The organism is Vibrio sp. (genome assembly GCF_047973365.1).
Taxonomy (GTDB): Bacteria; Pseudomonadota; Gammaproteobacteria; order Enterobacterales; family Vibrionaceae; genus Vibrio.
Genome location: NZ_JBKEBW010000017.1, coordinates 1 through 13,333 on the forward strand (window position 1 = coordinate 1; position 13,333 = coordinate 13,333).

The window sequence follows — 13,333 nt, forward strand, 5'->3', positions numbered from 1 at the left end:
AGAGATGTATCACGGTCAAAGCTTCACTGATGCTGATGAACTGATTGCAAATATCGAAGAATATATAGAGTATTACAATACAAAACGGATTAAGGTGAAATTTAAAGGCCTGACTCCGATAGAATATCGAAATCAGGCCTTGCAAGCCGCTTAACAGAAATGTCCAACTTTATGGGGTCACTTCACTCTGCGTGGGAATGCATATTTGACTAACAGAAAGTCAGATTAACTGCCTATTTTGGCTTTGGTATACATTCCCACGGGGGACCGTGGGAACGAGAACAGATATAAATAGAATACCAACTTTATCAACAAGATAAGATATTGCTGGGCTTTGTTTTTATCAAACGATTTTAATGACGTTCTAGTATTACAAACTTCATATCATAAGCATTCTTTTCATCAGCCGAATAGCTTTCGCTATGGCTTTCCAGCCAGTCATCACCCCAATCAGGGAACTGAGTATCCCCTCCGATATCGGCATCAATATAAGTAACATACAAGCGATCAGCTCTAGGCAGACAAGCGGCATAAATACTGCCACCGCCAATGATCATCACTTCTTCGACCTCACCTGCAATCTTAATTGCTTCTGCAATTGAAGCTGCCACCGTCACACCGTCAATACTCAGATTTGGATCTCGACTGATCACTATATTGTGACGCCCCGGTAAAGGACGACCGATAGACTCATAAGTTTTACGCCCCATAATGACAGGCTTACCTAGTGTGCAGCGTTTAAACCAAGCGAAATCGGCCGGTAAATGCCAAGGCATTTGGTTATCTTTGCCAATAATTCTGTCGTTTGCCATCGCGGCAATCATGCTGATGATCATTATTCTTCCCTATTAGACGATTACTTCTTCAAACTGTCGTTTGTTAAACCACTGGTTTACGACGATAGAATAACAGCCCCGGCACAGCAAGACCAACCGCTAGACCGGCGATAATAAACATCGCCTTGAGGAAGTTTTCAAATAAAGTCTCTAACAGTTCTGGGCGAAAACCTAAATGGTTAATTTCCACCATAGCGATCATCGCTTTATAAGTGAAAACACCGGGAACCATTGGAATGAGTGCGGCGACGGTAAACACTTTAGGATGAGCCAAAAACTTATGCGACCAATGCACACCAATCATGCCAACAAACGTAGCAGCAAAGAAAGTCGCCCATTCAATCGGAATGCCAAATTGCATCATTAAATAGCGAGAGCCGTGACCGATGGCACCACCTAAGGCGCAATATTTCAGTGCAGGAACAGGAACGTTGAACACTAACGCAAACCCTACCGCAGGAATGGCAGCAAAGAACATGTCGTTAATAAGACCAAACAATAGTTGCCAACTTAACATCTCTACCACCCCCACACGCCAGTAATACTCATAGCCGCAACAATGCCTAGACAGGTTGCTAGAGTCAGCAAGCTTGCCATCACAAAACGTGCAATACCCACATTGACATAACCTTTGAGCATATCCGCAACAGAGTTTATCAACGGAAAGCCCGGGACCAACATCAGCACCGAAGATGCCATCACTATGGTTGGCTTATTGCCAAGATGGTAAATCACAGCCTGAGCGGATATGACCGATGTGACAAAAGCAGTTGCCGCAAAGTTCAACAGCGGATTGAAATGACGATGGCCAATTTCCTGACGAACGAACATACCAACAGCGGAAGCGACAAAAGTAATCGCAAATACTGTCCAGTCGCCACCAGCAAGGCGAGCAAATGAAGAGCAGGATAAGCCAATCATTAATACCACTAACCAGCGGTTATAGCGCTCAGGGCTTATCTGATTAAGTTTCTTCTGTGCAAGCGAGTGATCCAGCAGACCTTTTTCCATCATAATGCAAATGCGTTGGATCTGCGTAACCGCGCGCATATTGATACCACGGTCGGCACAACGTCTGGTGGTGGTAATACAGTGATCACTCTCTAAGGTAGTGACCACGAGTGATCCGGCGGAAAGAGAGACTTCGACCTCAGTCATGCCACAGGCGCGCCCCATCCTCTCCATTATTCCAACCACCAAAGCACTTTCTGCGCCATGAGCCAGTAGCATTTGGCCGGCTTGTGCGATTAACCTCGATACGGCTCTCTGTCTGGATGCCATGATTCCTTTCCTAACGTCCTAAGGGTAAAAATTGCGAAGCATTAGTTTGCATGAAAATAATAAAGGTAAATATGATTTAGACACAAAAAAGCCGCAATAAATAATTGCGGCTTCAGACTGATGACAAACTCAATATCGTCCTGCGAAGGCAGGAATCTAAATCCTAGCATCATGCGCAAAAGCGAGATCCTGGATAAATACTGCGTATTTTCCAGGATGACGGATATAAAACGAACACCGACTTTGTCGAACTTTATGGGGTCACTTCAGAGCATGGGAACGAGAGATTCACGGACTTGTTTATTCACGAACATAGATAACGTGCCCGTCATCTTCTTCGTCGTCCCAGTCATCCCAATCGTCATCGTCATCTTCAGTGATAACATTGCGACCGGCCATTGCGTCTTTGTGGTAATCGTCCCACATAAACTCAACTTTTTGCTCTTCGCTGAGGTCTTCTTCTGCACGAGGTAGAGTTTCCATAAAGTCAGCCAATTCACGACAAAGCTCAGCAGTGCCCTGTTTGTTGATCGCTGAGACTTTGAAGTATGGCCCTTCCCATGCAAGCGCTTCTAAGATCTGTTGGATCTTTTCATCCGCTTCTTCTTCAAGCATCAGATCCGTTTTGTTAAACACTAACCAAACCGGTTTCTTCGCCAGCTTTTCGCTGTACTGCTCAAGCTCATCCATAATGGTCAGAGCATTTTGCGCCGGTTCACTTTCATCAATCGGCAGAATATCGATCATGTGAAGCAGTACGCGACAACGCTCAAGATGCTTCAAGAAGCGAATACCGAGACCGGCACCTTCTGCGGCACCTTCGATAAGTCCGGGGATGTCGGCAACCACAAAGCTCTTCTCAGGCACCACACTCACGACGCCCAAGCTTGGGATCAATGTCGTAAATGGATAATCCGCTACTTTGGGTTTCGCAGCCGATACAGAGCGAATAAAGGTCGATTTACCCGCATTTGGCAAACCTAACATACCGACGTCCGCAAGCAGCAGTAGCTCTAGACGAAGTTCACGAACTTCACCTTTCGTACCCATAGTCTTTTGACGTGGGGCGCGGTTTACTGAGGATTTAAAACGAGTGTTACCAAGGCCGTGCCAGCCGCCCTTTGCAACCATCACTTTCTTGCCGTGCTCAGCGACTTCACCGACGATTTCATTGGTGTGGATATCCACGGCGCGAGTACCTACTGGCACTTTCAGCGTAATATCTTTGCCCCGTTTACCCGTACAGTTACCGCCGCCACCGTTTTGACCACGTTCTGCTGCGTAGAAACGCTGAAAACGATAGTCAACCAGTGTATTTAAGTTCTCATCGGCCAGGATGTAGACATCGCCACCATCACCGCCGTCGCCGCCATCAGGGCCACCTTTCGTTACGAATTTTTCACGCCAAAAGCTAACAACACCGTTACCGCCATCGCCCGCTTCGACCTTTATTACCGCTTCATCAACGAATTTCATTACTTACTCCGCATTATTTGCGTTGCGCTATCACTGTTATTACACATGATATAAATTTGTATTACTCGTTCCCACGCTCTGCGTGGGAATGCATACCTGATTTAAAGCCATCACATGCTTCTTTGCAGTTGCAGTTTGACTCATCCACAAGTATTGAACATCATCAATTAATATATACTCTTCCTACTTGAAGCTGCAGCGGTGTTGTCTACGTTCGTTCACCCCAATCACATAGTTTATCTATGCTCATGGGGATTCACTCACTTGCCGCCTACCTGCAACTTCAAGTAGTTTGAGTATAGCTCTTTATGCGTTCCCACGCTGGAGCATGGGAACGAGAGTATATTGGAACAGATAAGAAGAGACGCTTGATAGAATGTCTTCTTATTTGCTCTGCATAAATAAAAAACCCCACCGTAACGGTAGGGCTTTTGAATTCAGTTAGGTATTAAACTTATTCAGCTTCGATGCTAACAAATTTACGGTTTTTAGGACCTTTAACTTCAAATTTCACTTTACCTTCAGTAAGAGCGAAAAGAGTGTGGTCTTTACCGATACCAACGTTAGTGCCAGCGTGGAATTTAGTACCACGTTGACGAACGATGATGTTACCTGCTAATACAGATTCACCACCGAAACGCTTAACACCAAGACGTTTACTTTCTGAATCACGGCCGTTACGAGTAGAACCGCCAGCTTTTTTGTGTGCCATTGTTAAACTCTCCTAAGTTACTTAAGCGTTGATGCCAGTAATTTTCACTTCAGTGAACCACTGACGGTGGCCTTGTTGTTTACGAGAGTGTTTACGACGACGGAACTTAACGATTTTAACTTTATCGCCACGGCCGTGTTGTACTACTTCAGCAGTAATTTTACCGCCTTCAACAAGAGGTGCACCAACAGTGATTTCTTCACCGTTAGCAACTAGAAGAACTTTATCAAATTCAACAGTTGCACCAGTTTCAACGTCTAATTTCTCTAAACGAAGAGTTTGACCTTCGCTTACACGGTGTTGTTTACCACCAGATTGGAAAACAGCGTACATATTTTACTCCGCTCTTTCCGCACAGCCTATGCTATATGTGAGCAATGAGGGTGTGCGCTAAACTAATCATCAATAGGGCGCAGATTCTACGTGAATGATGTGCCTATGACAAGCCATATTTTAAAAAATTTGGCGAAAAGCTAATCGCCAAACAAAAGTGCCGCAATCATGCCTTTATGGCGTGTATTAATCAATGCTTTTTAGTGTATTATTCAACAATTCTAGAAGACAAAATGCCTTATAAGCTCTAACTTCAGCCGGATGTACAATGGATTTTAAAGCTATCCAAACGCTTACTGCCGATGACATGGCAAAAGTAAATGAAACGATTCAAGCTCAGCTCAACTCTGATGTCTCTTTAATCAACCAACTCGGGTTTTATATTGTCAGTAGTGGTGGCAAGCGTTTAAGACCTTTGCTAGCGGTATTATCCGCCAAAGCTCTGGGCTACGAAGGGACGGCTCACACCACTGCCGCTGCGTTTATTGAATTTATTCATACCGCAACCCTGTTGCACGATGATGTCGTCGATGAATCGGACATGCGCCGTGGCAAAGAAACGGCTAATGCGGCATTTGGCAATGCGGCCAGCGTTTTGGTTGGTGATTTTATCTACACTCGTTCATTTCAGATGATGACAGAGCTAGGATCAATGAAGATCCTTAAACTGATGAGTGATGCGGTAAACGTCATCGCCGAAGGTGAAGTTCAACAGTTGATGAACTGTAACGATCCAAACACCACTGAAGATCTGTATATGCAGGTTATCTATTCTAAAACCGCTCGTCTGTTTGAAGCAGCAACTCAAATCGGGGCGATTTTGGTTGATGCGCCTGAAGATGTAGAAACGGCTTTACAGAACTACGGTAAGTATTTAGGTACCGCATTTCAGCTTATTGATGATGTGATGGATTACACCTCTGATGGCGAAGAAATGGGTAAAAATGTCGGTGACGACCTAGCGGAAGGTAAACCAACCCTTCCTCTACTACATGCAATGCATAATGGCACACCTGAGCAAGCTGAAATGATCCGTGATGCAATTGAGCATGCAAACGGTATGCAACGTCTAAACGACATTCTCGCGGCAATGGAACAAGCAGGCTCTCTCACTTATACCGTCAACAAAGCGTTAGAAGAAGCCGACAAAGCGATTGCTGAACTGAGCATTCTGCCGGAAAGTGAATACAAGCAAGCTTTAGTCACCCTTGCTCATATGGCGGTTAATCGTAGTAAGTAATAAATAAGATAACAAAAAGCCGCTCTTCGATTATCGATTAGAGCGGCTCTGGGATCCGTTAAATAAAATTACTTAACGAACTCAACACCAGTTTGAATATCGCCATTTAGCGTTTCCAACATGCCATCTAACGCGGCTTTTTCATATTGGCTTAACGGACCGTAGCTCAATACTTCTTCCACGCCGTTTTTACCCAACTTAACTGGTTGAGCAAAGAAAGGTGCATGTTCACCGCTACCTTCAACATACGCGCATTCGATAACTTCTTCACCTTGTAGCGCTTTCACTAAAGATAAACCGAATCGGCAAGCCGCTTGTCCCATCGATAGCGTTGCACTACCACCGCCCGCTTTTGCTTCAACCACTTCCGTACCTGCGTTTTGAATACGTTTGGTTAACGCTTCCACTTCCGCATCGCTAAATTCGATGCCTTTCACTTGAGAAAGAAGAGGAAGAATAGTCACACCAGAGTGACCACCGATCACAGGAACGCGAACATCACCCGGATCTTTCTGTTTTAATTCAGCAACAAAAGTTTCCGCACGAATAACGTCAAGAGTGGTCACACCAAACAGTTTACGTTTATCATAAACTCCCGCTTTTTTGAGAACTTCCGCTGCAATGGCAACCGTAGTGTTTACTGGGTTAGTGATAATTCCCACACAAGCATTTGGACAAACAACAGCAATACGTTGCGCCAAAGATCTCACAATCCCCGCATTGACATTGAATAGATCTGCGCGATCCATACCCGGTTTACGCGCCACACCAGCGGAGATTAAAACCACATCCGAGCCTTCCAAAGCAGGCGTTGGATCTTCACCACAATAGCCTTTGATAGAAACAGGAGTTGGTATATGACTAAGGTCCGCAGCAACACCTGGGGTTACAGGGGCAATATCATACAGAGCGAGATCAGATCCAGCGGGTAAACGGTTCTTAAGAAGTAAAGCGAGGGCTTGACCAATGCCGCCAGCGGCACCAATTACAGAGACTTTCATTATCGTGCTCCTTGAGAGTTTTGTCTTAATTATGTTTTGTAGGGTTGTTTAATATCTGACCAAAAAAAAGTTATAGCAATCACAACTTGATTACAAACAATTAACGTCAGCTTTGCGACTTTGAACACTTACTCGCCAAATCGTCAATCACTGGACGGGGTACTGACATATCCGTTGCTCCCTTCTATCTCCCTTTCTGCTCTTCCTTTTGCTTTCCCTTTCAGCTCTCCCTGAGCTCGTATCATACTTATTTACAGTGACCTTTTAGACAATTTTAAAGCTTAATTTGCCTATAAGTGAATATCTATGCGAGAATATGCAAAATTATTGAGCCAGTGGTAACTGAAACATGCGTAGTGTAGATAAACAAGACAACCTAGTCCGCGCTTTTAAAGCTTTATTAAAAGAAGAACGCTTCGGTTCTCAAGGCGATATCGTAGACGCTCTTAAAAATGAAGGCTTTGACAATATTAACCAATCAAAAGTCTCTCGCATGCTTACGAAGTTTGGCGCAGTGCGCACACGTAACGCAAAAATGGAAATGGTCTATTGCTTACCCGCAGAATTAGGCGTTCCTACTGTATCAAGTTCTCTACGAGAATTAGTACTGGACGTTGATTACAATAATGCACTGGTCGTGATTCACACCGGCCCGGGTGCAGCTCAACTTATCGCTCGTTTACTGGATTCTCTTGGTAAATCTGAAGGTATCCTTGGCGTTGTCGCTGGTGACGATACCATCTTCATTACCCCTACGTTAAACATTACCACTAAGCAGTTATTTACTTCCGTCTGCGACTTATTTGAATACGCAGGTTAACTCGCTTTTTGAATGTAACTCATTAATCGCTAAACATTATTACTTTTCTTGAAGTCGCGTACTGGGATCAATACGTGACTTTTTCTTTCTGCTGTTGGAAAAAAATATCTGCTACTTTTTTACCCCCAAACAACACAACTTATTAGTTACAAAATTCAAACACAAGTAAACAATTCATTCTTAATTACTGGTAAGAATTAGCCTTTATGACTACATTTTTAAACATAACTATGATTATGTGATGTTTTTTTGCTATTATCCTGACACTTTTTCAACATAGGGATTGAAAAAGGCATTGTTTCTCATGAAGAAACAACCAAAACAACGACACTTGTTTTGGGGGAATTATAAATGAAGGAAGGGAAATTCATGGCATTGAATAAAATCATAAAGGTCGGCGCTATTGCAGCAACAATCCTTGGTGCAGGCGCGGTTAACGCTCAAGAGTTCATCACAATAGGTACTGGTTCTGTCACTGGTGTTTATTACCCAACAGGTGGTGCAATTTGTAAGCTGGTTAACAAAGACCGTAAAGAACACAACATTCGCTGCTCTGTAGAATCTACCGGCGGTTCTGTTTACAACATAAACACCATTCGCTCTGGCGAACTTGATTTCGGTATCGTGCAGTCAGATTCACAATATAACGGCTACAATGGCACTGGCGAGTTTGCTGAACAGGGTCAATTTAATAAATTACGCGCGATGTTCTCTCTTCACACAGAACCTTTTAACATCATCGCTCGTTCTGATGCTGGCATTAACGGCGTAGCCGATCTTGCTGGTAAGCGCGTTAATATTGGTAACCCAGGCTCAGGTGACCGTGCAACCATGCAAGTGGTTATGGATGCATTCGGCTGGACGAATGATAGCTTCACATTGGCTTCTGAACTAAAAGGCTCTGAACGTTCTCAAGCTCTGTGTGATAACAAAATCGACGCATTCATCTACATGGTTGGTCACCCAAATGGCTCAATCAAAGAAGCAACAACATCATGTGACGCTAAACTGGTTTCTGCCACTGGCGAGCAAATCACTAAGATCGTTGCTGACCACCCATACTACGCATACAGCACAGTACCTGCGGGTATGTACAGCGGCACAGATCAAGACGTGAAAAGCTTCGGTGTAGCCGCAACATTAGTGACAACTTCTGACGTTTCTGATGAAGTGGCGTACAACGTTGCAAAAGCTGTGTTTGAAAACTTTGAAACATTCACTCGTTTGCACCCGGCATTTGCCAACTTGAAGAAAGAAGACATGGTTAAAGCCGGTCTTTCTATCCCTCTACACCCAGGTGCTGCGAAGTACTACAAAGAAATCGGTTTACTTAAGTAATTAAGGCAACCCCGAATAGGGAGGCTTAGAGCCCAATGCCAATCAGTTAAGAAAATCTCTCGTTCCCATGCTCCGCGTGGGAACGAGAATTATGTCTTTTTGAGCTCAACTGACAGACATTAGGCTTAGAGCCTCCTTATTGTTCATCACTATTTACGTTCAATATTTGGGTTTTCACTCATATTTAGAAAACCTCTTTTCGTTGTAACTCTTTACCATCATTAAAAGGATAATGTACATGACGCAGACAAACTCTCCGTCTCAAGATGTGCAAGAGATGGTCGCACAAGCCGATACAGGCGCCAGAAACCCGAGCGGTATTCCGGGGCGTATTATGTGGTTTGTGCCACTATGTTGGTCTTTATTCCAACTTTGGTACGCTTCTCCACTGCCGTTTATATTTAATTTTGGCGTACTTAACGATACACAAGCTCGAGCGATCCATTTATCGTTTGCAGTTTTTCTTGCATTTACTGCCTATCCGGCACTAAAAAATTCGCCACGAGACAAAATCCCACTGATTGACTGGGTATTCGCCCTTGTCGGTAGCTTTTGTGCTGCCTACATCTATCTGTTTTACGCGCAATTAGCGGGTCGCTCTGGTGCACCAACATTGCTTGATGTCGTCACGGCATCTGCTGGTATGTTGCTGCTTTTGGAAGCGACTCGTCGAGCATTGGGTCCACCGCTGATGGCGGTTGCCGCAGTATTCTTGTTCTACACCTTTGCAGGGCCTCACATGCCAGAGGTTATTGCTCACAAAGGTGCAAGTTTAAACAAAGCAATGTCACACCTGTGGTTAACCACTGAGGGTGTGTTTGGTGTTGCTTTAGGCGTTTCTACCTCATTTGTATTCTTGTTCGTGCTGTTTGGCGCAATGCTCGAGAGAGCAGGAGCGGGTGCATATTTCATTAAAGTTGCCTTCTCTTTGTTAGGGCATATGCGTGGTGGTCCAGCGAAAGCGGCGGTTGTGGCTTCTGGTTTATCAGGTCTGGTTTCAGGCTCTTCGATTGCCAACGTAGTAACCACCGGGACTTTTACTATTCCGCTAATGAAGAAAGTAGGCTTCCCGGCATCGAAAGCGGGCGCAGTAGAAGTTGCAGCTTCAACCAATGGTCAGCTAACCCCGCCAATTATGGGTGCAGCCGCTTTCTTGATGGTGGAATACGTCGGAATTTCCTATGTCGAAGTGATCAAAGCGGCGCTGTTGCCCGCTCTGATTTCATACATCGCTCTCATCTACATTGTGCATTTAGAAGCGTGTAAGGCGGGTATGCAAGGTTTGCCAAGACGCCATACTTCGACGTTCTTGCAAAGCCTGCTGTCATTCACCGGCACGGTACTGGGGATTTGCGTGATTAGCGCCGTCGTCTATTACGGTATCGGTTGGACCAAAGACGTTTTTGGCTCCGCTGCCACGGTGTTAGTCGGTATTGCCCTACTTGTTTGCTACGTTGCGCTGGTGAAAATCTCAGCCAAGCACGTTAAAAGCGGCAGTTTTGGATTTGAAGAAGATATTCAAGAGATCCCGGATGTCGATCCTACCGTAAAATCAGGTCTGCATTTCCTATTGCCGATCGTAGTTCTGGTTTGGTGTTTGACCGTTGAGCGTTTTTCTCCGGGTCTATCCGCATTCTGGGCAACCGTGTTCATGATGTTCATTTTGCTGACTCAACGTCCGTTAATGGCGATGTTTAATCAGTCAAATGATGCGGCTGCACAAGCGAAATTAGGGGTGGTCGATCTTATCGAGAGCTTGGTCTCAGGTGCTCGCAACATGATTGGTATCGGCGTTGCAACTGCGGCTGCCGGCACTGTTGTCGGTGTGGTGACCCTGACAGGTATCGGTCTGGTGATGACTGACTTTGTTGAGTTCATCTCTGGCGGTAGCGTGATCATGATGCTGCTGTTCACCGCTGTGATCAGCTTGGTCTTGGGTATGGGTCTGCCAACCACAGCGAACTACATCGTGGTATCAACGCTGATGGCTCCGGTTATCGTGACTCTCGGTGCTCAGCATGGTCTGATCATCCCGCTGATTGCTGTTCACTTATTCGTGTTCTACTTTGGTATTTTGGCCGACGATACCCCACCTGTGGGTCTGGCGGCATTTGCTGCGGCTGCCATTGCCAAGGCCGATCCAATACGTACCGGTATTCAGGGGTTTGCCTACGATATCCGCACCGCGATTTTGCCATTTATGTTTGTGTTCAACACTCAGCTACTATTGATGGGAATTGATACATGGTGGCATCTCGGATTGACGGTGATTTCGTCGATCATTGCGATGTTGCTTTTCTCCGCTGCGACACAAGGATGGTGGTTTACCAAAACCAAATGGTGGGAAGTGGTTGCGTTGTTAGCACTGACATTTACCTTCTTCCGTCCGGGTTTCTGGTGGGATATGGTTTATCCGGCAAAAGAAGTCCACCCAGGTATCGAGCTTGCACAAATCGTTGAAAAAACGCCAGTGGGTCAACCTCTGCAATTGCTGGTGGCTGGTGAAACAATCGAAGGTAACTTCGTGGCTAAAACAGTGCTACTACCATTTGATGACAGAGCAGAGACAGCAGAAGAACGCATTTCTTCCATGGGCTTGATGCTTAACAATGATGGCGAGAAGATGATCGTCGATATGGTTGAGTTTGGCAGCCCTGCGGAATCTGCCGGTATTGATTTCGGCTGGGAAATTGAATCAATCGTGATTGATAGCGAGCGGCCAATGAAAGAATGGGTATTCCTACCCGCTCTGCTACTGACGATGTTACTTGGCTGGAATCAGCGCAGAAGAGCGAAAAAAGAGCAAGTTATAGCCTAACCTTACGTCTGGTTAGTCAGTTAAGTGAGTAGCCAGACATTATCACTCCGAGAAATAACATTATGTATAAACACATTCTTGTTCCTGTTGATTTAAATGAGCACGGTTTCGGTGACAGAGCGGTTGAGCATGCGGTCTGGCATGCAAAACAGAGCAACGCTAAAGTTCATCTACTCAATGTTCTGCCTGGTATTCACATGTCGATGGTTGCTACCTACTTCCCAAAAGAAGCAGCAAAGCAAATGAAAGAAGATGTGAAACAGCAACTGAAAAAATTTGCACAACAATTCATCACAGAAGGCGTTGAATTTGAAGTGTACGTTGCCGAGGGCAAGCCTTATAGCACCATTCTTGAATACGCGAAAAAAATAGAGGCAGACCTGATTGTCATGCCGAGTCACAAGCGTTCTCGAATCGACAAAGTGGTGTTAGGCTCGGTAGCCAGCAAAGTGGTTGAGAACTCGCCAGTAAATGTGCTTGTGATCAAACCCAAAGGTTGATTGGACGGTTTGAAATACTCAACAAATAGATAAAGTCGGTATTCGATCTATACCCGTTATCCCAGAAAATACGATCGATACCCGCCATCCCGGAAAATACGATCGATACCCGTCATCCCGGAAAATACGATCGATACCCGTCATCCCGGAAAATACGCAGTATTTATCCGGGATCTCGCTCTTGCACATGAGCAGGAATGACAAATCCAATATTGTCATCAGTCTGAAAGGCGCTTAATGCGCCTTTATCTATTTGTTTTACCTATTAATTCTCATTCCCACGGTCCCCCGTGGGAATGCATACCAAAGCGAAAATAGGCAGTTAATCTGACTTTTTGTGAGTCAAATATGCATTCCCACGCGGAGTGAAGTGACCCCATAAAGTTGGACATTTCTGTTAAGCGGCTTGCAAGGCCTGATTTCGATATTCTATCGGAGTCAGGCCTTTAAATTTCACCTTAATCCGTTTTGTATTGTAATACTCTATATATTCTTCGATATTTGCAATCAGTTCATCAGCATCAGTGAAGCTTTGACCGTGATACATCTCTGTTTTGAGTAAAGCGAAGAAGTTTTCAGCCACTGCATTCTCTAAACAGTTTCCTTTTCTCGACATACTTTGTTGAAGCCCATTATCTACAAGGAGCTTTTGGTAAGACTTGTGCTGGTATTGCCAACCCTGGTCGCTATGGACAATAGGAGAGGGTCCCTTATCAAGCTTGTCTAGTGCCTCTTTCAGCATGTCTGTAACCAAAGGCAAGCGGATGTTCTTCGCTACTCGGTAAGACACGACTTCCTGGGTAAATAAATCCACTATCGGTGATAGATAGACCTTTTGTTCATTGACTTTAAATTCAGTCACATCTGTTACCCATTTTTCATCAGGCTTGGTCGCTTTAAAGTCTCTTTTCAGTACATTTGGGGCTATTTTTCCAACTTCTCCTTTGTAAGAGCGGTACTTTTTAGGTCTGACCGTCG

14 protein-coding genes are annotated in these 13,333 nt (G+C 44.8%); 6 read left to right on the forward strand and 8 right to left on the reverse strand.

The annotated features are described in order from the left end of the window. Positions 1–4 precede the first annotated feature (4 nt). Complete coding sequence (locus ACK5MF_RS02690) at positions 5–154, forward strand: IS3 family transposase (RefSeq protein WP_416919150.1); 150 nt, start codon at positions 5–7, stop codon at positions 152–154. 199 nt (positions 155–353) lie between these two features. Here the strand turns inward: ACK5MF_RS02690 and folA are convergent, their stop codons facing one another. From folA to rplU, 6 genes are all read right to left on the reverse strand, one after another. After that, on the reverse strand, positions 354–836 hold the full coding sequence (folA, locus tag ACK5MF_RS02695) for a type 3 dihydrofolate reductase (RefSeq protein ID WP_416919127.1): 483 nt from the start codon (positions 834–836) through the stop codon (positions 354–356). A gap of 43 nt (positions 837–879) precedes the next feature. Beyond that, positions 880–1,353, reverse strand: coding sequence for a threonine/serine exporter family protein (locus ACK5MF_RS02700; RefSeq protein WP_416919129.1), 474 nt, complete (start codon positions 1,351–1,353; stop codon positions 880–882). A 2-nt stretch (positions 1,354–1,355) separates the two neighbouring features. After that, positions 1,356–2,117 (reverse strand): threonine/serine exporter family protein, encoded by a 762-nt coding sequence (locus tag ACK5MF_RS02705; RefSeq protein ID WP_416919131.1) that lies wholly within the window; start codon positions 2,115–2,117, stop codon positions 1,356–1,358. Between the two features lie 300 nt (positions 2,118–2,417). After that, positions 2,418–3,593, reverse strand: a complete 1,176-nt coding sequence (gene cgtA, locus ACK5MF_RS02710; RefSeq protein WP_416919133.1) for an Obg family GTPase CgtA — start codon at positions 3,591–3,593, stop codon at positions 2,418–2,420. A 454-nt stretch (positions 3,594–4,047) separates the two neighbouring features. Beyond that, complete coding sequence (gene rpmA / locus ACK5MF_RS02715; protein ID WP_004409945.1) at positions 4,048–4,305, reverse strand: 50S ribosomal protein L27; 258 nt, start codon at positions 4,303–4,305, stop codon at positions 4,048–4,050. A 21-nt stretch (positions 4,306–4,326) separates the two neighbouring features. Then, positions 4,327–4,638, reverse strand: a complete 312-nt coding sequence (rplU, locus tag ACK5MF_RS02720; RefSeq protein ID WP_042489259.1) for a 50S ribosomal protein L21 — start codon at positions 4,636–4,638, stop codon at positions 4,327–4,329. Between the two features lie 268 nt (positions 4,639–4,906). Between rplU and ispB the strand changes: the two genes are divergently transcribed. After that, the gene (gene ispB, locus ACK5MF_RS02725; protein WP_416919136.1) at positions 4,907–5,878 is read left to right on the forward strand and encodes an octaprenyl diphosphate synthase; all 972 of its coding nucleotides are present in this window, start codon (positions 4,907–4,909) and stop codon (positions 5,876–5,878) included. Between the two features lie 68 nt (positions 5,879–5,946). On the opposite strand, the gene mdh is transcribed toward ispB, so the two are convergent. Then, complete coding sequence (mdh, locus tag ACK5MF_RS02730; protein ID WP_416919138.1) at positions 5,947–6,879, reverse strand: malate dehydrogenase; 933 nt, start codon at positions 6,877–6,879, stop codon at positions 5,947–5,949. Positions 6,880–7,228: 349 nt separating this feature from the next. On the opposite strand from mdh, the gene argR reads away from it, so the two are divergent. From argR to ACK5MF_RS02750, 4 genes are all read left to right on the forward strand, one after another. Further along, positions 7,229–7,699, forward strand: a complete 471-nt coding sequence (gene argR, locus ACK5MF_RS02735; protein ID WP_416919140.1) for a transcriptional regulator ArgR — start codon at positions 7,229–7,231, stop codon at positions 7,697–7,699. A 369-nt stretch (positions 7,700–8,068) separates the two neighbouring features. Continuing rightward, entirely contained in the window at positions 8,069–9,037 is a 969-nt protein-coding gene (locus tag ACK5MF_RS02740) for a TAXI family TRAP transporter solute-binding subunit (protein WP_416919142.1), read from the forward strand. 238 nt (positions 9,038–9,275) lie between these two features. After that, entirely contained in the window at positions 9,276–11,855 is a 2,580-nt protein-coding gene (locus tag ACK5MF_RS02745) for a TRAP transporter permease (RefSeq protein WP_416919144.1), read from the forward strand. 62 nt (positions 11,856–11,917) lie between these two features. Next, positions 11,918–12,355 (forward strand): universal stress protein, encoded by a 438-nt coding sequence (locus ACK5MF_RS02750; RefSeq protein ID WP_416919146.1) that lies wholly within the window; start codon positions 11,918–11,920, stop codon positions 12,353–12,355. Between the two features lie 397 nt (positions 12,356–12,752). On the opposite strand, the gene ACK5MF_RS02755 is transcribed toward ACK5MF_RS02750, so the two are convergent. After that, positions 12,753–13,333 (reverse strand): IS3 family transposase (locus tag ACK5MF_RS02755; RefSeq protein WP_416919148.1); only part of this gene is annotated, 581 nt, incomplete at its 5' end.

Excerpts from the sequence above, each read along its gene's own strand:
- ACK5MF_RS02690 (WP_416919150.1), top strand. The coding sequence starts at position 5 with ATGTATCACGGTCAAAGCTTCACTGATGCTGATGAACTGATTGCAAAT.
- rpmA (WP_004409945.1), bottom strand. The coding sequence starts at position 4,305 with ATGGCACACAAAAAAGCTGGCGGTTCTACTCGTAACGGCCGTGATTCA.
- argR (WP_416919140.1), top strand. The coding sequence starts at position 7,229 with ATGCGTAGTGTAGATAAACAAGACAACCTAGTCCGCGCTTTTAAAGCT.
- ACK5MF_RS02705 (WP_416919131.1), bottom strand. The coding sequence starts at position 2,117 with ATGGCATCCAGACAGAGAGCCGTATCGAGGTTAATCGCACAAGCCGGC.
- mdh (WP_416919138.1), bottom strand. The coding sequence starts at position 6,879 with ATGAAAGTCTCTGTAATTGGTGCCGCTGGCGGCATTGGTCAAGCCCTC.
- folA (WP_416919127.1), bottom strand. The coding sequence starts at position 836 with ATGATCATCAGCATGATTGCCGCGATGGCAAACGACAGAATTATTGGC.
- rplU (WP_042489259.1), bottom strand. The coding sequence starts at position 4,638 with ATGTACGCTGTTTTCCAATCTGGTGGTAAACAACACCGTGTAAGCGAA.
- ACK5MF_RS02745 (WP_416919144.1), top strand. The coding sequence starts at position 9,276 with ATGACGCAGACAAACTCTCCGTCTCAAGATGTGCAAGAGATGGTCGCA.
- ACK5MF_RS02700 (WP_416919129.1), bottom strand. The coding sequence starts at position 1,353 with ATGTTAAGTTGGCAACTATTGTTTGGTCTTATTAACGACATGTTCTTT.
- ispB (WP_416919136.1), top strand. The coding sequence starts at position 4,907 with ATGGATTTTAAAGCTATCCAAACGCTTACTGCCGATGACATGGCAAAA.
- cgtA (WP_416919133.1), bottom strand. The coding sequence starts at position 3,593 with ATGAAATTCGTTGATGAAGCGGTAATAAAGGTCGAAGCGGGCGATGGC.
- ACK5MF_RS02750 (WP_416919146.1), top strand. The coding sequence starts at position 11,918 with ATGTATAAACACATTCTTGTTCCTGTTGATTTAAATGAGCACGGTTTC.
- ACK5MF_RS02740 (WP_416919142.1), top strand. The coding sequence starts at position 8,069 with ATGGCATTGAATAAAATCATAAAGGTCGGCGCTATTGCAGCAACAATC.